Genomic DNA, 22,401 nt, shown 5'->3' with positions numbered 1-22,401 from the left:
GCAGAAGCAGCAAAGGATTTTTCGGCATGGCGTTTTCTTTTTTTAAAAAACGAAAAAAAACAGAAGCAGAAATTCCCGAGGACGACCAGGAACCGGAGCAGGCGCCTGAACCGGAAGAACGGTCTCCTGAAGAGATACCCGAAGCCGTCCCGCCGCCCCCCGCCGCAGTTGAAGACACGGAACCGGAGGAACCCGCAGACGCGATAGCGGAAAATAAAACAGCCCCCTCCCCTGCCCCTGCCGCCGATTTTTCTGAGCCCAAGAGCGGCTTTTACGGCCGGCTTCGGCGTGGCCTTGAAAAAACCCGCCGGTTTCTCACCACGGATGTGGACAAGCTGTTTGTGCCCGGCAAAAAGCTGGATGATCAGACCCTGGAAGATCTGGAGGAGCTGCTGATCACCGCGGACATCGGTGTCAAGGCAACCACCGAACTGATTGCCGGGCTTTCAAAACAGGCCGCCGGAATCACGGACCCCGATCACCTCAAAGAAGCCATAAAAGAGATGATCCTGCCCTACCTGGAAGACGACCGGCCCACGGACGAAGCAACCCGGCCGCTTGCCACACCTCACGTGATCATGGTGATAGGTGTCAACGGCGTGGGAAAAACCACCACCATCGGCAAGCTGGCGGCCCGCCACCGCGCGAACGGCAAAAAGGTGATGCTGGTGGCGGCCGACACCTTCCGGGCCGCGGCCATTGAACAGCTTTCCATCTGGGCCGACCGGACCGGCGCGGATATTCTCAAGCACCGGGAAAACTCGGATCCCGCGGCAGTGGCCTATGACGGGGTGGAGGCGGCACGGGCCAGGGGCGTTGACGTGGTGATCGTTGATACCGCGGGCCGGCTTCACACCAAAGTCAACCTGATGGAGGAGTTGAAAAAGATCAAGCGGTCCATGTCCAAAACAATGCCCGATGCACCCCACGAGGTCCTGCTGGTGCTGGATGCCACCACCGGCCAGAACGCCATCTCCCAGACCGAGCTGTTCACAAAGGCCGCCGATGTTACCGGCATCGTGCTGACCAAGCTGGACGGCACGGCCAAGGGAGGCATCGCCATCAACCTGCGCCACTCCTTCGGCATTCCCATTCAGTATATCGGCGTGGGCGAACAGGTGGAGGACCTGCAGCCTTTCGACCCCCGTGCCTTTCTGGACGCCATGTTCTAGCCCCTGTTCTTCCTGTCCCTTTGATTTCAAGCAACCACGGCCTTCCTTCGCAAACCCTTGCCGGTTAAGGGTTTGCGAAGAGGCCCGCCGGATATTGCCGGTCTCTTAACCGGCGGGCATCCGCACCTCTTCATCGGTTTCCGCTCACTGTTTTTACTTGTTCCGATGAATCACTCATGGGAAACGCAACCATACAAAGGATTCGCAAAAAAAAAATTTTGAAAAAATGCGCGAATCTTTGAAAAATCTATTGACATTGGGGTTTGATCGGTGCAAACTTGCTATTCAAGAGGAACCGGTAACACCAAAACGTCAACCAAAACAGTGGGGGAAAGATTATGACAAAGTCAGAATTAATCGACAAAATGGCGAAGGAAGCCGGTATTTCAAAGGTTGCCGCCGGTGCGGCATTAAATTCCTTCATGGACGGCGTATCAAAAGCGCTGAAGAAAAAAGAAGGCAAAGTGACCCTGGTTGGTTTCGGAACATTCTCCAAGGTGCGCCGCAAGGCCCGCAAAGGCCGTAATCCTCAGACAGGTGAGCCCATCAAAATCAAGGCTGGCAACGTAGTCAAGTTCAAGGCCGGCAAAAAACTGAAAGACGCTATCTAGGTTTCTTTCCCGACGTTCCTCGCTTGATGGCGGGCTGTTCCACGCGGAGCAGCCCGCTATCTTTTTGTGCCCCGCGTCAGCCGGTGCTTTCTGAAGGATGACGTTTTTAATAAGTAACCAGGAAGGCGCCAAACTCCCCGGTATACGGCTGCTCCACGGCTTCCACCCGGACCACGTCAGCGGCCGGCGGGCCCTGTTCACACCACCGGACCACCGCCTCCACATCTTTCCGCCTGCCTTCAAAAACCGCTTCCACGCTGCCGTCGGCCCGGTTTTTCACCCATCCGGTCAGGTGCCGGGCAGTGGCCTGGTGCTGGGTCTCCTTTCTGAAAAACACCCCCTGCACCCGGCCTTGAATGATCGCGTGAACGCGCACTTTTTCTTCCATTGACAGCACCCTCCTTTACCGCTCACCCGGCTCAAGCAGACTGAGCAGACCAGCCTCATCCAGTATGGCCACGCCCAGGGCCTCGGCCTTGTCCCGCTTGGAACCGGGGGCCTCGCCGGCCACTACGTAATCGGTCCGGCTGCTCACCGAACCGGTCACCTTGCCCCCGGCCGCCTCAATGCGCTGCCGGGCCTGGTCCCGGGTCATTTTTTCCAGCGTGCCGGTCAGCACAAAGGTTTTTCCCGCCAGCGGCATCTCGTGGCCCGTGGCTGCCTCTTTTTCGGGAAATTGCAGGGCAACGCCGTGATTTATCAAACTGTCCACTGTCTGCCGGTTTTCAGGATTTGAAAAAAAGTTTTTGACGCTTTCGGCAATCACGCCACCGATACCGTCTATCGAGTTCAGTTGTCCTGCCAGCGCCGCCTCGGCCAACTGGTCGATGCCGGGAAAGGCCCGGGCCAGCAGCGTTGCCACGTGGGCGCCGACATGGCGCATGCCCAGGCCGTAAAGAAACGCGTCAAAGGTTATATGCCGGCTCTTTTCAATGGCGGCCACAAGGTTTTGCGCGGATTTGAAGCCCATGCGGTCCAGGGATTCCAGATCTTCGACCCGCAGCGTGAAAAGGTCGGCATAGGAAGCAATCATGCCCCGGTCTACCAATTGGTCCACCAGCTTGTCGCCGAGACCATCAATATCAAAGGCTCCCTTGGCGGCAAAATGCTTGATCCGTTCCTTGACCTGGGCCGGACAGGCGGCATTGACGCAACGGGTCACCGCCTCGGACGGTTCGCGCACCACCGGTGTCCCACAAACCGGGCAGGTAGCCGGCATTTGAAATGGTGTTTCATTCCCGGTCCGCCGGCCGGTGATCACCTGGACCACTTCCGGAATCACATCTCCGGCCCGCTGCACCAGCACGGCATCACCCACGCGAATGTCCTTGCGCGCGATTTCGTCTTCGTTATGCAGGGTGGCCCGGGAGACGGTGACGCCGCCGATGGTGACCGGTTCCAGCAGGGCCACCGGGGTCAGCGCGCCGGTCCTTCCCACCTGAACATCAATGGCAACCAGCCGTGTGGTCTCCTGGGACGCGGCAAACTTGTAGGCAATCACCCACCGGGGGCTGCGGGACGTAGCACCCAGGGTGCGCTGAAAGTCAAGGCGGTCTACCTTAACCACCATGCCGTCAATGTCGTACGGCAGCGAGGGCCGTATGCCTTCAAGAAAACGATAAAAATCGATAACACCTTTTATGTCAAGGTCCCACCGTACATGGGAGTTGGTCTTAAAACCGAAATCGGCCAGCCGGGTCACGATTTCGTGCTGCGTGGAAATCGCGTCAATTTCCGAAAACCGCCCGATGCCGTAAGCGATCAGCGTAAGGGGACGGGACGCGGTAACGCGGGAATCCAGCTGCCGCAACGATCCGGCCGCGGCATTGCGGGCATTGGCAAACAGGGGTTCGTCCCGCTCCAGGCGAAGGGCATTGAGTTTTTCAAACCCCTCTTTTGTCATCACCACCTCGCCCCTCACCTCCAGCAGGTTGGGCATGGGAACGGCATCGCCGGTCAGGTGCAGGGGCACGGAGCCGATGGTTCTGGCGTTGGGCGTGATCACCTCGCCGGTGACCCCGTCCCCCCGGGTGGCGGCCATCACCAGGCGGCCCTTTTCATACACCAGCTCCACGGCCGTGCCGTCCAGCTTGGGCTCAGCAAGGTAGGTTACGGGATCGCCGGTCTGAAGTGAACGCCGCACCCGCTCGTCAAATTTAAACAGCTCCTCATCGGCAAAGGCGTTGCTGATGCTCAGCATGGGAATGGTCCGGGTCACGGTGGCCAGATCCCCGGTGGGCGGCGCGCCAACGCGCGCGGTGGGGGACGCGGGATCGGCCAGGTCCGGGTGCAGGGCTTCCAGCTCGGCCAGCTCCCTGAACAGGCGGTCATATTCCGCGTCTGAAATTTCAGGCGCGTCCTTGATGTAATAAAGATGGTTGTGGCGGTGGAGCTCGTTTCGAAGAAAGGTGACGCGCTCTTTGGCCTCGGATTTATCTAAGGTGTTGTGCATAGTCGGGCCATTGCGTTACATAACTGTTTTCGTGTCTCAAGAAACCGGGGCTCAAAAAAACCCGGCTTCCATGTGCCGGAAAACAGCTCATCCGACACCGCCAGCAGGGCCGCGGCATTCACGTTCCGAAACCGGGCCACGGCAAACAGGGCCGATGTCTCCATTTCCACGGCCTGTGCTCCCATTTCTCTGAATCGCTTTACCCTGGCCGGGGTTTCCCGGAAAATGGCGCCGGTGGTCCATACAGGGGCACTTGAAAAGGGAATCCCTTCCTGTTCAAGGGCCGTTGTAACAACCGTTGTGGCTTCAGACGCGGGTGAGACAGTGGGGACGTCGCTGATACCGGCAGCGGAATCTTCTAGATAGGCGGCCGTGACCCCGTCATCGGCAAGGGCGGCAGAGGGCACCAGCACGTCGCCGGTGAAAAGGCTGTCGGCAATGGCGCCGGCCCAGCCCCAGAAAATAAGGGTTGCGGCGCCGGAAGCGATAAGGGTTTCGGCCAGCAACGCGGCATAGGCGGCCCCCAGCACCGGTCCGGTCAGGCAAAAAGGTCGCCGGCCAGGGCCGGCCGGGTCAGCGTAAAGCCGGCTCATGAAAAAGGAGGCCCCGTTTCTGTCCGCCAGGCCCAGGTGGTCGCACAGGGCGTGCAGGTCCCCCTGGTTGGCCACCAGAACAGCCAGGGGCTCTACCCGGTCGGTATGCATGGGAAACGGGGAAAGAATACCGTTGTCAGGGGGTGTCACCACCGCTCTCCTGTTGCCACTGCGGCAAGATGTGAAAAATCTCCCGTGGTGAAAAACTATTCCGGGCGCACCCGGGCCGCCAGTTCGTCCCTGATCTCATCAATAATGTCGTAGAGCCACGACATATCCTCCATTGACAGGCGGCCCGCTTTTGCCGGGGCCCGGTCCGTGCCGTCCTGTTTTTTCAGGATGCGCGGGCCGATCTGCACCTTGGGCTGGCCATTGGCATACTGGTTGATGGAGACAATCAGGCCGGTTTCTTCACACTTCCACTCTTTTAACAGTTTGTCTTTTTCCGGTTCAAAGGGCATGGTTCCCCTCCTTTTTTACGTGTTGATCAATTCATATTATCGGCCTGTATTATCGGCCGGTCGCCTGCTCCGTGGAGAGCGCGGAAAAATCGGCAAATCCCTTGAAAAGGGAGTTGACGCGAGACAGCAGGGCCAGCCGGTTGCGCCGCCGGCCCGAATCTTTTGCCATTACCAGCACTTCGTCAAAAAAGGTGTCCACGACGCTTCTCAGGTCCGCAATTTCGGTCAAGGCCCGGGAATAGTCCTGCCGGGCCAGAGCATCGTCCATTTTTATCTTTACCGCCTGGCAGGCGTCAAGCAGCGTGGATTCGGCAGGCGCTTCGAAAAGGTCACTGTTCACCTCTCCGGCGATCTCTTTGGGATCGGCTTTTTTGATAATGTTGGCCACCCGTTTAAATGCGGCAGCAATGGGTTCAAAATCAGGCAACGGCTTTACCGCGGCCAGTGCTCTGGACCGTTTCCAGGCATCCGGTACATGGTCCGCCGAGGCGTTGAGCACCGCCGTGGCAACGTCCCTGGGAACACCGTCGTCCACCAGCATCTGAGCCATACGGCCCCGAAGAAACAAGGACACGCCGTCGGCCGCCGCCTGAACCGGTTCGGTGGACACGGACGCAAAAGGCGCCATGGCCGCCTGAATGATTCGGGAAAGGGAGGCCCCGATGTTGTGGGACAGAAGAATCTGGATCAAGCCAATTCCCTGGCGGCGCAGGGCGTAAGGATCTGAGGCGCCGCTGGGCACCAGGCCCACGGCAAAACATCCGCAGATGGAGTCAATTTTGTCGGCAACGGCCAGTAAGGCCCCGGCCAGACTTTCGGGCAGGTCGGCGCCGGCGTACAGGGGTTGGTAATGCTCTTCAATGGCCCGGGCCACCGCTTCCGGTTCTCCTGAAGCCCGGGCAAAAACCCGTCCCATCACCCCCTGGAGCTTGGGAAACTCGATCACCGTGTGGGTGACCAGGTCTGCCTTGCACAGGGTGGCGGCCCGCACCACAGTCTGTCCGGTTGCGGTATTGCCGGGATCGGCCTGACCGGCCAGCATCAGGCCCAGCTGCTCAATGCGCTGCGTTTTTTCAAGCAGGGTTCCCAGCCGGGCCTGGAATACCACCCGGGCCAGGTCCGGCACCCGCTGGTCAAGCGGTGCCTGAAGGTCTTTCTGGTAAAAGAACATGGCGTCTTCCAGCCGGGCCCGCAGCACCCGCTGATGGCCGGTGGTCACCACGTCGATGTCCGATACCTTTGTATTGTTCACCGCCACAAAACAGGGCATCAGGTTTTTCTTTTTGTCGGTCACGGCAAAATATTTCTGATGGGACCGCATGGAAGTGATCAGTACCTCTTTTGGGAGAGCAAGAAATTTTTCGTCAAACCGCCCCGCTGATGCCACGGGGTATTCCACCAGATTGGTGACCACGTCCACCAGTTCTTCATCCGGCAGCAGTTCCCCGCCCAGCGCAATGGCGGCCTGTCCGATTTCACGGCGGACCGCGGCCTTTCGCTCAGCCGTGTCCACCAGCACAAAGTGGCGCCGCATCTGCTCCACATAGGCGTCCGGATGGGAAATCGATACCGGCGCTGGATGCATAAAAGAGTGCCCCATGCAGTTCCGGTTGCTGGAAATGCCGGCCCATGACAATCGTACCACCGATTTGCCCAGAAGAACGGTCAGGGAGTGCACCGGCCGGGCAAAGGTTTCGTTGCGGTCCGCCCATTTCATGGTCTTGGGAAACGGCAGGGACGTGATAACCTGGGGCAGAACGGTTTTTAAGATACGGCTGGTGAGCACGCCCTTTTCCACCTTTCTGGCCGCCAGGTACTCCCCTTTTTCCGTGCGGACAACTTTAACCGCCTTTAATGCCACACCGGCTTTTTCGGCAAACTTTTTAGCCGCCAGGGTAAACCGGCCGTTTTCGTCCATGCCCACGCTTCTGGGCGGCCCTGTCAGCTCCGTGGTAACGGTCTCCTGTTTTCCAGCCACATCCTCTATGATCACGGCCAGCCGCCGGGGCGTGCCGAATGTTCTGGCCGTGCCGCAGGCCACCCGTGCCTCGGTAAGCTTGCGGACCAGAGTGTTGGCAAGGGCTGCCAGGGCCGGCTCAATATAGCCGGCGGGAAGCTCTTCTGTTCCGATCTCAAACAGCAGTGTATCGTTTTTCATTCCGTTGTACCTCTATGCCCGGCATTCAGCAGCGGGAATCCCATCTCCTCCCGCTGTTGAAGATAGGTGGTGGCGCAGGCCCTGGCGATATCGCGAATGCGCTTGATGTAACCGGTGCGTTCGGTCACGCTGATGGCGCCCCTGGCATCCAGCAGATTGAACGTATGGGAACATTTCAGGCAGTACTCATAGGCCGGAAGCACCAGGCTTTCCGCGATCATACGGCCGGCCTCGTGTTCGTACTTTCCGAAACAGTCAAACAGCATCTCCACGTCGGCGTGTTCGAAGTTGTAGGCGGACTGTTCCACCTCCTGCCGGTGATGCAGGTGACCGTAGGTGATATGATCGCGCCACACCAGGTCGTAGACGTTGTTGATGCCCTGCATGTACATGGCGATCCGTTCCAGGCCGTAAGTAATCTCCACCGACACCGGTGAAAGATCAATGCTGCCGGCAGCCTGAAAATAGGTGAACTGGGTAATCTCCATGCCGTCCAGCCACACCTCCCAACCCAGGCCCGAGGCGCCCAGCGTCGGGGATTCCCAGTCATCTTCCACAAACCGGATGTCGTGGTCCGACGCGAAAATGCCCAGAGTGGCCAGGCTTTTAAGGTAGAGCTGTTGCACATTGCCGGGAGAAGGTTTGAGCATTACCTGAAACTGGTAGTAGTGCTGAAGCCGGTTGGGGTTTTCGCCGTACCGGCCGTCCGTGGGCCGGCGTGAGGGCTGAACATAGGCGACCTGCCAGGGTTCCGGACCAAGGGCCCGCAGCAATGTCTCCGGATGAAACGTTCCTGCCCCCACCTCCATGTCGTAGGGCTGGACCAGTACGCACCCCTTTTTTGCCCAGAACCGCTGAAGGTTTAAAATAATTTCTTGAAAATTCATTGTTCCGTTCATTCCGGCGGCCCGCAAACGAGCCGCTTTTTAAAAAACCGTTCCTGTTTCATGATGGCACAGGATATACCATACAAGCGGCCGGGAATACACCCCGACCCGCATATTTGAAAAAAATTTTTTCGGGCTGCCCCCCCGGCGATCTGCCGGCTACCATAAAACGCCCTGCCGGTCGATACGGGTATCCAGCAGGCGGGCGTCGCCGGTTGTTTTTAAAACCCTACCCCACTCTTCCCGAAGCGCTGATATGCTTTCCGGAACACCGACGGCCCAGACACATCCACCACCGCCGGCACCGGTAAAACGGGCGCCGCAGCCTGACTCGAGGGCGTGGACCACCAGCTGTTCGCCCACGTCATCCAGCACATCCGGGGTCATTCGCCGCCGGGCCACGACCTCGGTGTTCATCCAGTGAATCGCCTGTTCCAGGTCGTTCACAGCCAGCGCGTCGATAAAGTTGATGGCGCACTCGACGATATGATGCCAGAGAGACCGGTCTTCGGCCCTTAGAAAATGGTCCACCCACCGGGTATTGATGTTTTTTGATTCATGGGGCATACCGCAATAGGCCACCAGAAAACAGGCGTCAAAGGCTGCCAGCCGGTCGCCGGGAATCACCGGTTGCCGGCGAAAACAGGGGCTGCCGACGGCCGGGTTCTCCCAGTGCCAGGCATTGACACCACCGTAAGCAGCGGCCAGCTGGTCCTGAAGGCCGCAGGGAATCCGGGCCACCCCCTCTTCAATACCGTGGGCAGTCATCACCACCCGGTCCGGCGGAAACTGGTTTGCCATGCCGCAGGCCTTTGCCAGGACCGCTACAAGGGCCACGGCCGCGGCGGAAGACCCTCCCAGGGCGCTTCTGGGCGGAGAGGCGGAATCAATATCAATATGCACTCCGTGGGCGTCAAAATGGGCCGCAATGGCGGCCATCAAACCCAAAGGATGATCAAACGGAGCCTCGTGTCGCGCAAACTCGACACTCTCAAACCCTCTGGAAGATATTTTGACATGGTTTTTCCGGTAGGCGGAGAGCGTCACGGTGGTACGAAGATCAATGGCCATGTTGAAGGTGCAGGGGGAAAGACAGGCCAGTGGCAGGTACAGGGTCTTTATGTCCAGGGTGCCGCCCATGTCGACCCGGCAGGGCGCCGATGCCGTGCAGGGGCCGGCAGAAAGGGCTTTTTCAAATATAGAAGTGTGCATTTATTTTCCTTTTTTCCCTGTTTCAAAATACTTTCAGGTGGTGATACGCGGTTGCAACCATACAACGCAGGCACCGGTTTACCAGTGACGAATTCGTTGCAAGACCTTCAGGCTTTTTATCTCCATGGCCAGGTGATAGGTCACAAACGCCTCCAGGGCCGCCAGGCCCTGTTCCCGGGCCGCGGCCGTGAACCGCATCCGTTCCGCCTGGGGCAGATCAGTTTCCCGGACCCAGAGAAACTGCTTGACCAGGCCCCTGGACAGCGGCTTTCTGTACTGTGAGCCGGCTCCCTCGCCACCGCACCTGTGACATACAATGCCGCCTCTTGCAATGTCCAGGTAAAGCGTGGGGCTGCCCGAAAGCCGGTCAATCTCCGTTTTGCAGACCCGGCATGCCGCCATGCCAGGAAACAGGCCCGCCAGGGTCATGAAACGGACCTGGAACAGGATGCTCAGATCGGCGTGGGAGGCCTTGCCGCTGTCCAGCATGAATAAGACATAATGAAGCAGATGAAACAGGGCGGACTGGGTGTCGTCCTCTTTTACCCACCGGTTGACCATCTCCGACCAGTAGCTGGCATAGGCGACTTTTTCCATGTTCAGACGAATGGCGCCAAAGGGAGCGGTCATGGCCGCTTCCTTGAGAATGGTCATTCCGGACCGGGCCGACGGATCGGTAAACACCGCGTCCAGGCAACAGAAAGGTTCAAGAATGCCGGCAAAGCGTTTTTTGCTTTTCCGGGCGTTTTTGGCCATGGCCGTGATTCTGCCCCGTTCCAGGGTCAGAAGATCCAAAATCGTGTCATACTCGGCATAGGCGGTCCGACGAAGAATGATTGCTGGAGAGCTGAAACCGGGCATGACTTAACCTTCAACCGCGAGGTGCATAATAATCCGTGCAAAGACTCAAAAACCGGCGCTTTACGTTTATGGGAGTTCCACGGCCACCACCTGCCCTTTTTCCCCGTTTACCGCCACCGGCTGCCGGTTGAAAAAAAGAGAAAGTCCGGTGGCATTACCGATGAGGATATTAAAGCGGTCGGCCGCCTCAAGGGCCAGCCGGTCACCGGGTTGCAGGCTGTACTCTTTTGGTTTCTGGTTATCAATAATGATTTTCACCCATGTCTCTTCAACCGCCGCCATCTCCAGGAGCTGTTTGCCCGATACGGGGGCACCCACCGGTGCAACGGTTGTGTCCGGCTGTGCTCCGGTCCTGTCGCTGCCTTCACTCTGAGCCTGGACTTGCCCCCGGTTCTCTTTTTTCATTGGCAGCGGTTGCCGGCCAGGTGTTTCCCCCTCGTTTGCGGGAATCAGAAAAAGGGTCAGCCCAATGAGCAGGATCAAGGCACCGAAAGAGAGCATCAGCTTTCGCCAGAACATGCGGTTTTCGGTCTCAATCGTGGCCTCCGCAGCCGCGGAATGCCGAAACAGCCGCATCTCGTGGGTATAACTTTGCATCACCTGGTCGATATCGGCCCCCACACTTTTTGCAAACGCCTTTAAAAAGCCCTTGATAAAAACCGTGTCGGGAAACCGGGCATACGCTTCGTCCTCGATAGCCGTCAGCGTCTCTTTGGTAATCTTCAGTTCCCGTGACAGGTCTTCAATGCGAAGCCCCCTCTGAAGTCGACACTGGCGCAGATAGCGGCCGTATGAGAGTGTGTGATGATCAGGAGATGGGGTCACGGCAGTTCCTTGCGCGACTTCCTTGAAAAAACGATGGCGACAGCGGTTCTCATAACACCACCTTGATGTGGGATTTTTCCCGCAGTTCCGTCACCCACTTTTCAAAGCGTTCTTCCAGCAGGTCCTCGTAAAGTTTTTCCCGAATTTCATCGGTTGCCTTTTCCAGGGACACGGCGGGCTTCTCCTGAATCTCTTCCAAATAGAGAATCTGGTAGCCAAGCGGTGTATCCAGAACAGGGGTGAATTCACCGGCCTGGAGTTCTTCTATCGCCTCCCGCAGCTGGGGGGCCAGATCCTCAAGCGCGAAAAAACCCAGGTCCCCTCCTTTTTCCGCAAAGGAGGACTGGGAGTACTGGCTGGCCAGGGTTTCAAACGACTCGCCCGCCTGAAGTCTGTCATGAATTTTCTGCATCATTTCGCTGATCGTTTTTTTGCTTTCATCGGGCATGTCCTTGTCCACCCGCATGATGATGTTGCGCAGATGGTACTGCCGGCCGGCGCTGTATTCTTCGGGATGGGTTTCATAATAGGCCTGAATATCGACCGGAGTGACCACCACCTTGGATTTGACCTCCAGGGTCAAAACGCGTTGCCTCAATATCTGTTCCCGCAGTTCGTTTCTGTACCCCTCCAGGGTGTACCCCTTTTCCGCCAGGCTCTGGCGCAGATCTTCATCGGTGAAAAGCATGGAGCGTTTCATGCGTTCCATTGCATCATCCACCTCCCGGTCATCAACGGTGACGCCCAGCTCATCGGCCCGCTGCTGAATCAGGCGCCTGTCGATCAGGTGGTCAATCATCTCCTGCCGGGCCCGGTAGAGCATCTCTTTTTCCGTGTCCGCGGGAAGCTGCCGTTCACGAATGGCTGTTTCATAAAGCGCCATGGCCTTTTCCAGTTCAGAGAGCAGGATGATCTCCTGGTTGACAAAGGCCACGATCCGGTCAACCACCTCGGCTTCGGTATCCGCCCGGCAGGAAGTCAGGGTTCCGGCGTACACCATCGCCACTGTCCCCACCCAAAGCATTAACATCTTTCCGTACCGCGAGAACGCATACATAAAGTTCATTTTAATATCTCTTTCCATAAATCCTGGTTCAGTTCGATATGGTACTGCTGCTGCAGTGCTTTCATCCAGTCCACATAGGCCTTCTGGGCCTTTTCCCTTCTCAGCCGTTTTAACAGGGCCACGTCTCCTTCGGCTTCCTGCTCTTCCTGGTGGTGTTCCCGATAATAGGCACTGGCTTCTTCCGGCGTGATCACCATTTTTTCCATCAGTTCCCGTTCAATCACCTTTTCCATCAGCATGCCGGCCTTCAGCCGCGCCTTCCAGACATCGAACGGAATCGCGTTCTCAAGCAGCGTCTGCTCAAACACCCCTTCCGGGTAATCCTCGGTGATGTGGGCAACCGCTTTTTCAAGCTCGGCATCGGACACGGCAATGCCCAGGTCTTGTGCCCGCCGCGCCAGAATCAACTCCTCGGTAAGCTGTTTGAGAAGCCGGGCCTTGACTTTTGCCATGACCTCCGGGTTCTGGAGTGCCTCAAAGGGATAGGCGGTTTTTGCGATCTCCAGTGCATTATAAAAATCCGTCCGTGTCACCACCATCTCATCGATGCGGAGCAGAAATGACTGGCGTTGTGTTTTGCCGGTTGAATCACATCCGCCGAAGCACAACGCCAGAAACGCTCCAAAAAGCAGAAGCGGCAGGGAGGTCGTCCGCCTGCCGGTCCGGGTGCCGTTGATGAGAGCTGTCAGTTTCAAATTCGTTTATCCCCTTGTAATTTTTATGCTAACAGTTAACACGCCCGGCCAGGGCTTTCAAGATGTTTTTGGCCGCGCCAATGGCGCCCCGGCCCTTTTTCCCGGTAAACGTGATGAAAACGCCGTCCGGAGGGACGATTTTTACCGTAACCGGATTTTCCCGTGCCAGGACGTCAACGGCGGCTGCATCGGGAAGGCGGTCGTCTGAAAAGCGCAGGTGCATCTGGGTGTCGGCAAGGTCAAGCCGCTTGACCCCCATACCGGCGGCCATGGTTTTTAACATGATTTTTAACAGCAGGTTTTCCGCTTCCGCCGGCAGAGGGCCGAACCGGTCCTCCAGTTCTGTTTTAACGGCGGTGATCTCACGAGTTTCCGTGACCCTGGACAGCCGGCGATAGATGGCCATGCGCTGGTCGATATCCGAAATATAAGCTTCCGAGAGAAAGGAGGAAACCGGAATGTTGATTTCCGGGTTGAGGGTTTCGGTCACAGGCTCCCCTTTTAACTCGGCAACCGCCTGCTCCATCAGCTGCAGGAACATGTCATATCCCACCGCCGTGATATGGCCGGACTGGGACACTCCCAGGGCCGCCCCGCCGCCGCGTATCTTCAGGTCGTTCATGGCGATCTGAAAACCCGACCCCAGGTCGCTGTGTTCCATCAGCACCTTGAGCCGCTTGCGGGCGTCTTTTCCCAGGGCGCTTTCCCTGGGAATAAACAGGTAGGCATAGGCCTGTTCATCGGACCGGCCCACCCTGCCCCGAAGCTGGTAAATCTGGGCCAGCCCGAACATATCGGCCCGGTTGATGAAGATGGTGTTGGCCGAAGGAATGTCGATGCCGGACTCTATGATGCGCGTGCAGACCAGCATGTCGATCTCCCGGTTGACAAACTGCATCATGCAGGTCTCCAGGGTGTTCTGGTCCAGCCGGCCGTGGACGATGCCCAGCCTTACCTCGGGCACCAGCTTTTTAAGATGGTCGGCGATAAACGCGATCTTGTGAATATTGTTGTGAACAAAATAGATCTGCCCGCCCCGCTCCAGCTCCTTGCGAATGGCGGTTCGAATGATGGCATCGTCAAACTCCGAAATATAGGTCTTGATGGCCTTGCGGTGCTCCGGCGGCGTGGTGATCACGCTGATGTCCCGCATGCCCGACAGGGACATGTGAAGGGTCCGGGGAATCGGCGTGGCGGTGAGGGAGAGCACATCCACCGTGGTTCGCATTTTTTTCAGGGTCTCCTTGTGCTTCACCCCGAAGCGCTGCTCCTCATCCAGAATCACCAGCCCCAGCTGTTTGAAGGCCACATCTTTGGACAGCAGCCGGTGGGTGCCGATGACAATATCGACCCGGCCCTCCTTGAGGTCGGCAACAATCTGTTTCTGCCGGGCCGGGGTCTTGAAACGGCTCAGGCAGGCAATGTTGAAGGGATAGCCGGCAAAACGCCGGGAAAAGGTGGCAAAATGCTGTTCCGCCAGTACCGTGGTGGGTACCAGCACCGCGACCTGAAACCCGTCGCAGACACACATAAACGAGGAGCGCATGGCCACTTCCGTCTTGCCGTATCCCACGTCCCCGCAGACCAGGCGGTCCATGGGTGTGGATGAGGCCATGTCTGAAAGGACTTCGTTGATCACCTTGAGCTGATCATCGGTCTCCTCAAAGTCAAACCCGGCCTCAAAATCGGAAAACCACTGGCCCGGCGGATGGAAACCATGGCCCTGCTGCACCCGGCGCCGGGCGTAAAGGTCCAGCAGCTCTTTGGCGATCTTTTCCGCTTCCTTGCGGGCCTTTGCCTTGACCCGGCCCCAGGTTTTTGCCCCCATCTTGTCCAGCAGGGGGGCTTCGGCATCATCGGCCCCCACGTATTTCCGGGCCATGTCCATCCGGTCCACGGACAGATAGAGCCGGTCTCCGTCCCTGTAACTGAGCAGCAGAAAATCGTTGGCAATCCCTTCCACCGTCACTTTTCGAATACCTTCGTAGCGGCCGATGCCGTGGTCCACGTGGACCACCAGGTCCCCCTGCTTCAGGGTTTCCAGGTCCAGGTAAACATCCCGGGCCCCCTTCTTGCCGGCCGAAGACCGGTGCCGGACCCGGCCGAAGATTTCAGTGTCGGTGATCACGGCCAGCCCTTCAGCGGCAAACCGGAACCCCGCGGAGAGCTGCCCGGATACCAGGCAGACCGTGTCGCTGCCCCGGCCCATGCTTGAAAAGGCGTCTAAACTTTCATGGGGCACCCGGTGGGATGTAAGAAAATAGGCCATTCGGTCCACCTGGGCCCGGCCCCCGCAGGCGATGACCGAAACGCAGCCCAGGCCGCGGTTTTCTTCGATCCATGACAGCAGGGGCGTTAGTACGGTATCGGTGTCCCGGGGCTGGGTGCGCAGCATCAGGGTGACCGCGCTGTTGTCCGTCACCCCCGCCGTTTCCACCACAGGCGTGTTGTCACCATCCTCCGGCGTGGCAGAGACCGGCAGCACGGGAAAAGAGAGCAGCGGCTTTTTGAATGCCTCTTTTTGCACTGCCTGCCAGTCGAGGTACAGGGCATCCGGCGGCACACACCACCTTCCCTCTTCCCTGGCGGTCTCGTAAAGTTCGGTTGCCAGTCGCCCGTGGTTTTCAGCTTTTTCGGCAATCATGCCGGGGTCCACCATGACCAGAAGCGTTTTTCCCGGCAGATAGTCAAAAAGCGTGGCCGGGGTCTCGTACACCAGGGGCATCAGGCTTTCCATGCCTTCCGTGTCAGTCCCCTGCTCCATCCGGTCGATGATGTCCCTGCTTACGGAGACCGGAAGGTTTAACTCCGCGGACCGTTTTTTGACCGCGGCGATCAGCCGGCCGATACGGTCTTTTGCCAGAACAGTCTCTCTGGCCGGCAGCAGGGTGATGCCGCTGGTGGGACGGCCCCGCCGCTGGGTGACCGGGGAAAAAAAATGGATCGACTCCACGGTATCGCCGAACAGATCGATACGGGCCGGGGCCTCGTGAAACGGGGAAAAAAGATCGACAATACCGCCGCGGATCGAAAAGTCACCGGGCTCCTCCACGATGGCGGTCCGTGTATAGCCGCCGGCAACCAGCTTTTCCGCCAGCGCGGTGGGGTCAAGGCTTTCCCCTTCGCTTACGGTCTGGGCGAACTCACACAGGTCCCCGGGAGGAATGGTTTTCTGCAACAGCGCGTCAACGGCCAGGACAAGGACGGCCGGGGCAAGTCCTTCCGACATGCCGTAGAGCAGTTGAATGCGCTCAGCCGCGGTCCGGTTGTGATAGGCCACCGGGCGATAGGGCATCACCGTGTAGGAGGGAAACAGCGCCACCTCCGCCCGGGCATCGGCGGGCTGAAAGAACCGGGCGTCTTCGGTAAACCGCTGGGCTTCCCTTGCGGAAGCGGTGACCACCAGCACGGGGACATTCAGTGTCTGGCCGATACGGGAGACCATAAAGGCGTCGGCCCCCTTGCCCACGCCGGCACACACCACCTCGCCCGCACCGGTTTCCAACCGGTCGACCAGAACGGGGAGAATTTTTTTTTCTTGATTTTGGACCATGCCCGCGATAGGTTCCCTGAATATTTATCTCAACCGGCCACCGTAGCTCAGTTGGCAGAGCGACGCACTCGTAATGCGTAGGTCAGGAGTTCGACTCTCCTCGGTGGCTCCATTGCTTTTCACCACCCCGCCTTTACCGCCGCACCGGCATGGTGCAGCCTTTCCACCCTGATGTCAACCATTGAAAAAGGCAGCCCCTTTCCTTTGTCCCCGCGCAAGGCCGGCCATATCAAAGTCGTCATCAAATCGGTTCCCCGCCAAAGCCTGATTTGCCCGGCCACAATTTGTGAATCCCAGGCAAAAATCCCCCAAGTCAAAAACCGTCTTTCCCGAAGCATAAATAGCTTGATTTTTTTCGGCAAAAACACCCCATGCAGTAAAATTTAATGCTCAGCCTGAATTTTTTTCTTGACTTAACTAAATGAAGGTGGTTTGCATAATCTTTGTTTAAGGCAGGGGAAGTTCTCGCTTCAGATACACGGCAGTAAAATCAGTTCTATTGGGCCTGCGATAAATGGCTTTATAAGCCATATATTCCATGGTCTTATAATATTACTATACAATGTATAACTCTCTAATTATGGAGGGGAGACAAAAATTGAGATCAAAAACCAACCGATGTCTTTTCACACCGATACTTTTTATTCTTACAATATTCGGCATTTTCCTGTCCGTTACAGCCTTTGCCGCCACAATTAATGTTCAGCCAGGTGGCTCCATTCAGGCGGCTATTGACCAGGCCGTGTCCGGCGACACGGTGTTGGTGGCAGACGGCACCTACACCGGCACCGGAAACCTAAACATCGACTTTAACGGCAAGGCCATCACCGTTATTTCAGAAAACGGACCCACCGCCTGCATCATCGACTGCCAGAGCAGCGGCAGAGGGTTTCTATTTGATTCCAATGAGACATCAGATTCCTTACTCAGTGGATTTACAATAACAAACGGCTCGGCAGACGACGGTGGTGGTATCTCCTGCGATTATGGTGCGTCTCCCACTATTGAAAACTGTATTATTCAGGACAACAGCGCGTCAGATGATGGCGGAGGTATCTGTTGCGAAAATGGGGCTGCCCCGGTTATAAAAAATTGCGTCATTCAAGACAACACATCCGGCGATGATGGGGCGGGTGTTTACGGCCAAGACAGTGGCACAAACCCTTCACTCATAAATTGCATTATTACCAACAACCATGCCGACTCATCGGGAGGCGGAACCGGTTGTAAAGATGGCAAAATAACGGTCCTTAACTGTACCATTGTCCGTAACACCGCAAATAGCGCTGGGGCTCAAGTATTTTTATATAACGCTCAGTCTGGAGTTGTATTTAAAAACGCCATCATCGGGACCGGCTTCTATAAGGCCAACTGCACCCCGGCTGTGACATACTGTAATATTGATGGGGGCTACACTGGAGAAGGCAATATCGATGCTGACCCCATGCTGACCGCTGACTTCCACCTTCAGGAAGGCTCCCCCTGTATTGATGCCGGCACTTCAACCGGTGCCCCGGCAACCGATATTGACGGCGATACCAGGCCAGCGGGCAGTGGGATCGATATAGGGGCGGATGAACACCTTCTCATTGATATCGACGAAGACGGCCTGTCAGATGCATGGGAGATGACATGGTTCGGCTCCCTTGAATATGGGCCAAATGACGACCCGGATAATGACGGCCTGACAAACCTTGAAGAATATAACCTGGGAACCAACCCGAACGCGACACCTATTATTGTATCGCCCGGCGGTTCGATTCAGGCGGCCATTGATCAGGCGTCAAACGGAGACACCATCATTGTTTCCGACGGGACTTACACCGGTACCGGCAACGTAAACATAGACTTTAACGGCAAAGCCATTATCGTTCGATCAGAGAATGGCCCGGCCGCCTGTATTATCGATTGCCAAAGCAGTGGCCGGGGGTTCTATTTCCATTCAGGTGAAACAGCAACTTCGGTTCTTTCGGGATTTACCATTCAAAACGGCTCAGCAGGCGATGGCGGCGGTATATCTTGTGACCAGGGGGCTTCACCGACAATTAAACATTGTATAGTCAGAAACAACTCAGCCTCCGATGATGGCGGTGGTATTGCCTGTGAAAACGGTTCTGCTCCGATAATATCTGGTTGTATTGTCAAAGAGAATACTTGTTCTGACGATGGCGCCGGTATTTTTTGCGACGATTCAGGCACACATCCAATAGTTACAAATTGTATTATCACAGATAACCAGTCCCAGGGCAGCGGCGGTGGTATCGGTTGTCAGGACGGCAGTAAAGCGACTGTCGTAAACTGCACCATCGTTGATAACACTGCATCAGCTTATGGTGATCAAGTATTTCTGATCCAATCCTCCTCTGTGTTCAAGAATTCAATTATCGGTAGTGACTTTTTCAAGTACAACTGCACACCGACTGTCACCTATTGCAACATTGCCGGTGGTTACAGTGGAGAAGGAAACATCAACGCCGACCCCATGCTGACCGCTGACTTTCACCTCCAGGAGGGTTCCCCCTGCATTGATGCCGGCACCCTGACGGACGCACCGACAACCGATATTGACGGGGATATCAGACCGGAGGGCAGTGGGATCGATATAGGGGCGGATGAATACCTTTTCATTGATACCGACGAAGATGGCCTGTCAGATGACTGGGAAATCAGATGGTTTGGTTCTCTTGAGTATGGTCCGATTGATGATCCGGATAATGACGGCCTGACAAACCTTGAAGAGTATAATCAGGGAACCCGACCGGTTTACATTACCGTATCTCCTGGTGATTCTATACAGGCAGCCATTGATCAGGCATTAGACGGCGATACAATCATTGTTGCAGATGGCATATATTATGAGGGGGATATAGACTTTAATGGCAAGGCTATTAACGTTCGATCCGATCATGGGCCCACAGCCTGTATTATCAATTGTCAAGGTTACGATAGAGGATTTTATTTCCATTCTGGTGAGACTTCGACCTCTATTTTGGATGGTTTCACAATAATGAATGGCTCGACAACATACGGTGGCGGTATCTCATGCGATCCGTCTTCCCCAACCATTAAAAACTGTATTATTCAAAACAACACCGCATCAAAACACGGGGGAGGAGTCTTTTCCGGGGAGAATGCCAACCCTACAATAATAAACTGTATTATTACTAACAACGTATCGGTTTCCGGTGGTGGTATTGGATGCAAAAAGGGTACTATAACAGTTGTGAATTGCACTGTTGTCAACAATACAACAGGTGACTATGGCTCACAAGTTTTCCTGCATCAATCAGATGTTCAACCTGTGTTTACAAATACGATCATTCGAGGCGAATTTTACATAGATAGATGCACTCCAATTGTTACATATTGCAATATCACCGGCGGCTACACCGGAGACGGCAACATCGACGCAGACCCTATGCTTAAGGCGGATTTTCACCTGCAAGAGGGATCCCCCTGTATTGATGCCGGCACATTGCTCGATGCCCCGGCAATCGATATTGACAGAGATACCAGGCCGGACGGGAACGGTGTGGATATCGGAGCAGATGAATACTGTTCTGGTGAATCCTGCTTTGTCGATAATGATGGAGATGGCCTGTCCGATACTTGGGAGATGACATGGTTTGGTTCTCTTGATTATGGAGCAAGCGATGACCCGGACAATGACGGCCTAACCAACCTCGAAGAGTATGAACAGGGGACCCACCCGGCACCCATCACCGTATCTCCCGGCGAATCTATTCAGGCCGCCATTGATCTGGCAATAAACGGCGATGTGATTGTTGTTGAGGATGGCACATATTATGAATGGGGCATAGACTTTAAAAATAAAGCGATCACTGTTCGATCCGCGAACGGTCCCACCGCCTGTTTTATCGACTGCCGGAGCAATGGGAGAGGGTTTTATTTCCATTCAGGCGAGACCTCGGACTCGGTTCTCTCCGGAGTTACCATCAAAAGAGGGTCTGCCACTAATGGCGGCGGCATATCCTGCGTCGGCGCCTCTTCTCCCACAATTAAAAACTGTATTATCCAAAACAACACCGCATCCGACACCGGTGGCGGGATATATTGTGCAGATAGAGATACCCGCCCTGCAATCATAAATTGTATTATTACCAGCAATCAGGCCGCATACCACGGCGGTGGTCTCGGAAGTCAATTCGGCGAGTTGACGGTAACCAACTGTACGATCGTCAACAACACAGCAGGAAGCAAAGGCCCTCAAGTTTACCTGAAACATGCAGACGTTCCGCCCGTATTTACAAACACCATTATTCGAGACGGATTTTCCGTAGGGTTCTGCACCCCCATCGTCACATATTGCAACATAACCGGGGGCTATGCGGGGGATGGTAACATTGATGCAGACCCTATGCTCAAGGCGAACTTCCACCTGAAAGCAACATCCCCATGCATTAATGCCGGCACCATGACCGGCGCCCCGGCCACGGATATTGATGACGACACCAGGCCAGTCGGCAGTGGTTGCGATATTGGGGCGGATGAATACTATTTTATTGATACGGATGAAGACGGACTGTCAGATCCTTGGGAAATGACATGGTTTGGTTCTCTTGAAAGCCTGCCTGCAGATGATCCGGACAATGACGGCCGAACCAACCTTGAAGAATATTTGCAGGGTACCAACCCCAGGCCCCTCATTGTGTCTCCTGGAGGTTCTATACAGACCGCCATCGATCAATCGTTTGACGATGATACGGTTATTCTCACCGATGGTACCTACACCGGAGTTGGGAATAAAAACCTGGACCTCAGTGGCAAACCAATCCTCGTAACGTCAGAAAATGGGCCCACAACCTGCATTATTGATTGCCAGAATGACGGTCGGGGGTTTTATTTCCATTCAGGTGAAACGCCGGAGACGATTCTGTCCGGCATTACAATCCAGAACGGTTCGGTCCAGGATTCCGGTGGCGGGATATATTGCACCAATGGTTCTTCCCCGTCCATTTCAAAGTGCATTCTTACGAATAACGCGGCAACGGATGATGGCGGCGGTATAAGCTGCGATGCTGCCTCTGGTCCTGCAGTTATCAACACGATTATTGCAAACAATTATTCCGAAGGAGACGGCGGCGGCCTTAGTTGCTCATACGCTGGCCCTGTCATCATCAACTGTACTATTTTAGACAACAGCTCAGCAGGGGTAAATTCCCAGGTGTATTGTTCACAAACAGAAGGCCAAAACCCTGAATTCATCAACTCTGTAATCTGGGGAGGAAATTTTCTCCCATTCCATTCCACCCCCATTATCTCCCACTGTATCATCAGTAACAGCAGTTATAATGGCGTAAACGGGAACATCACCAAAGACCCGAAGATATCGGCTGATACAGGATATTATCCCCTCTACGGCTCACCGTGTATCAATGCAGGAATCTCCACAGGCGCACCGACGGACGATATTGAAGACACACCCCGACCGAAATACGCCATTGTCGACATCGGCGCATACGAGTTTTTTGTTCCCAACGACAACGATGAAGACTATATGCCCGACGACTGGGAAACGACACACCTGGGGACCACCACCTACGGGACATATGACGACCCGGACGGTGATACTATCTTCAATCTCTGGGAATATCTGATCGGTTATAACCCCGGCGTTGACGACAGTAACCTTGCCAACACCAACGACTATGACGGAGACGGGATATCGGACTGTGTTGAGAGTAGGTTCGGCAGCAGCCCAATTGACTCCGACGACACCCTTGTACCGGTCGGCTGCCCCGGAACCATGGGTACATATTACGAGTATGACGAGCTTGGAAGGATAAGGTCCATAATTCGGCTGAAGTAATGAAGTAATATTATTGAAGGTATAT

General features: G+C 55.8%; 16 protein-coding genes and 1 tRNA gene. 4 read left to right on the top strand and 13 right to left on the bottom strand.

Going from position 1 to position 22,401, the window contains the following annotated elements; all coding sequences use genetic code 11:
• The first annotated feature begins 26 nt into the window (after positions 1 to 26).
• Together ftsY and DOLE_RS08825 are read left to right on the top strand one after the other, a co-directional pair.
• Positions 27 to 1,172 (top strand): signal recognition particle-docking protein FtsY, encoded by a 1,146-nt coding sequence (gene ftsY, locus DOLE_RS08830; RefSeq protein WP_012175138.1) that lies wholly within the window; start codon positions 27 to 29, stop codon positions 1,170 to 1,172.
• A 338-nt stretch (positions 1,173 to 1,510) separates the two neighbouring features.
• Complete coding sequence (locus tag DOLE_RS08825; protein ID WP_012175137.1) at positions 1,511 to 1,783, top strand: HU family DNA-binding protein; 273 nt, start codon at positions 1,511 to 1,513, stop codon at positions 1,781 to 1,783.
• A 106-nt stretch (positions 1,784 to 1,889) separates the two neighbouring features.
• Here DOLE_RS08825 and DOLE_RS08820 read toward each other — a convergent pair whose 3' ends face one another.
• The 12 genes from DOLE_RS08820 to mfd all read right to left on the bottom strand — a co-directional run bounded on the left by DOLE_RS08820 (position 1,890) and on the right by mfd (position 16,546).
• On the bottom strand, positions 1,890 to 2,171 hold the full coding sequence (locus DOLE_RS08820; protein ID WP_012175136.1) for an acylphosphatase: 282 nt from the start codon (positions 2,169 to 2,171) through the stop codon (positions 1,890 to 1,892).
• Between the two features lie 15 nt (positions 2,172 to 2,186).
• Positions 2,187 to 4,235, bottom strand: a complete 2,049-nt coding sequence (gene ligA / locus DOLE_RS08815; protein ID WP_012175135.1) for an NAD-dependent DNA ligase LigA — start codon at positions 4,233 to 4,235, stop codon at positions 2,187 to 2,189.
• Positions 4,220 to 4,978: a nucleoside phosphorylase gene (locus DOLE_RS08810; RefSeq protein ID WP_052294282.1), complete on the bottom strand. Its 759-nt coding sequence runs from the start codon at positions 4,976 to 4,978 to the stop codon at positions 4,220 to 4,222. The genes ligA and DOLE_RS08810 overlap by 16 nt, the downstream gene beginning before the upstream one ends.
• Before the next feature lie 56 nt (positions 4,979 to 5,034).
• Positions 5,035 to 5,289 carry a hypothetical protein gene (locus DOLE_RS08805; RefSeq protein ID WP_012175133.1) on the bottom strand — a complete coding sequence of 85 codons (255 nt, stop codon included), beginning with the start codon at positions 5,287 to 5,289 and terminating at the stop codon, positions 5,035 to 5,037.
• A gap of 49 nt (positions 5,290 to 5,338) precedes the next feature.
• A complete protein-coding gene (glyS, locus tag DOLE_RS08800; protein WP_012175132.1) occupies positions 5,339 to 7,447 on the bottom strand; it encodes a glycine--tRNA ligase subunit beta in 2,109 nt (702 codons plus the stop codon).
• Positions 7,444 to 8,334 (bottom strand): glycine--tRNA ligase subunit alpha, encoded by an 891-nt coding sequence (gene glyQ, locus DOLE_RS08795; RefSeq protein WP_041280453.1) that lies wholly within the window; start codon positions 8,332 to 8,334, stop codon positions 7,444 to 7,446. Before glyQ ends, glyS begins: the two co-directional genes overlap by 4 nt.
• A gap of 159 nt (positions 8,335 to 8,493) precedes the next feature.
• Entirely contained in the window at positions 8,494 to 9,546 is a 1,053-nt protein-coding gene (locus tag DOLE_RS08790; RefSeq protein WP_012175130.1) for a GHMP family kinase ATP-binding protein, read from the bottom strand.
• 78 nt (positions 9,547 to 9,624) lie between these two features.
• Positions 9,625 to 10,407 carry a DNA repair protein RecO gene (gene recO / locus DOLE_RS08785; RefSeq protein WP_012175129.1) on the bottom strand — a complete coding sequence of 261 codons (783 nt, stop codon included), beginning with the start codon at positions 10,405 to 10,407 and terminating at the stop codon, positions 9,625 to 9,627.
• Positions 10,408 to 10,473: 66 nt separating this feature from the next.
• On the bottom strand, positions 10,474 to 11,232 hold the full coding sequence (locus DOLE_RS08780; RefSeq protein ID WP_012175128.1) for a helix-turn-helix domain-containing protein: 759 nt from the start codon (positions 11,230 to 11,232) through the stop codon (positions 10,474 to 10,476).
• Between the two features lie 49 nt (positions 11,233 to 11,281).
• Positions 11,282 to 12,256: a peptidylprolyl isomerase gene (locus DOLE_RS08775; RefSeq protein WP_269719163.1), complete on the bottom strand. Its 975-nt coding sequence runs from the start codon at positions 12,254 to 12,256 to the stop codon at positions 11,282 to 11,284.
• Between the two features lie 38 nt (positions 12,257 to 12,294).
• A complete protein-coding gene (locus DOLE_RS08770; RefSeq protein WP_012175126.1) occupies positions 12,295 to 12,993 on the bottom strand; it encodes a SurA N-terminal domain-containing protein in 699 nt (232 codons plus the stop codon).
• Positions 12,994 to 13,021: 28 nt separating this feature from the next.
• Positions 13,022 to 16,546: a transcription-repair coupling factor gene (mfd, locus tag DOLE_RS08765; RefSeq protein ID WP_012175125.1), complete on the bottom strand. Its 3,525-nt coding sequence runs from the start codon at positions 16,544 to 16,546 to the stop codon at positions 13,022 to 13,024.
• Positions 16,547 to 16,582: 36 nt separating this feature from the next.
• On the opposite strand from mfd, the gene DOLE_RS08760 reads away from it, so the two are divergent.
• A tRNA-Thr gene (locus DOLE_RS08760) sits at positions 16,583 to 16,658 on the top strand.
• 7 nt (positions 16,659 to 16,665) lie between these two features.
• On the opposite strand, the gene DOLE_RS18210 is transcribed toward DOLE_RS08760, so the two are convergent.
• Positions 16,666 to 16,908: a hypothetical protein gene (locus tag DOLE_RS18210; RefSeq protein WP_153304398.1), complete on the bottom strand. Its 243-nt coding sequence runs from the start codon at positions 16,906 to 16,908 to the stop codon at positions 16,666 to 16,668.
• A gap of 236 nt (positions 16,909 to 17,144) precedes the next feature.
• Here DOLE_RS18210 and DOLE_RS08750 point away from each other — a divergent pair, with 236 nt between their 5' ends.
• Positions 17,145 to 22,376, top strand: coding sequence for a right-handed parallel beta-helix repeat-containing protein (locus DOLE_RS08750; RefSeq protein WP_167320865.1), 5,232 nt, complete (start codon positions 17,145 to 17,147; stop codon positions 22,374 to 22,376).
• The last annotated feature ends 25 nt before the right edge of the window (positions 22,377 to 22,401 follow it).

This window comes from Desulfosudis oleivorans Hxd3 (assembly GCF_000018405.1).
In the GTDB taxonomy this organism is placed as follows: Bacteria; Desulfobacterota; Desulfobacteria; order Desulfobacterales; family Desulfosudaceae; genus Desulfosudis; species Desulfosudis oleivorans.
The sequence above is the reverse complement of the archived record's forward strand: the minus strand, read 5'-3'. Positions and strand labels throughout refer to the sequence as shown.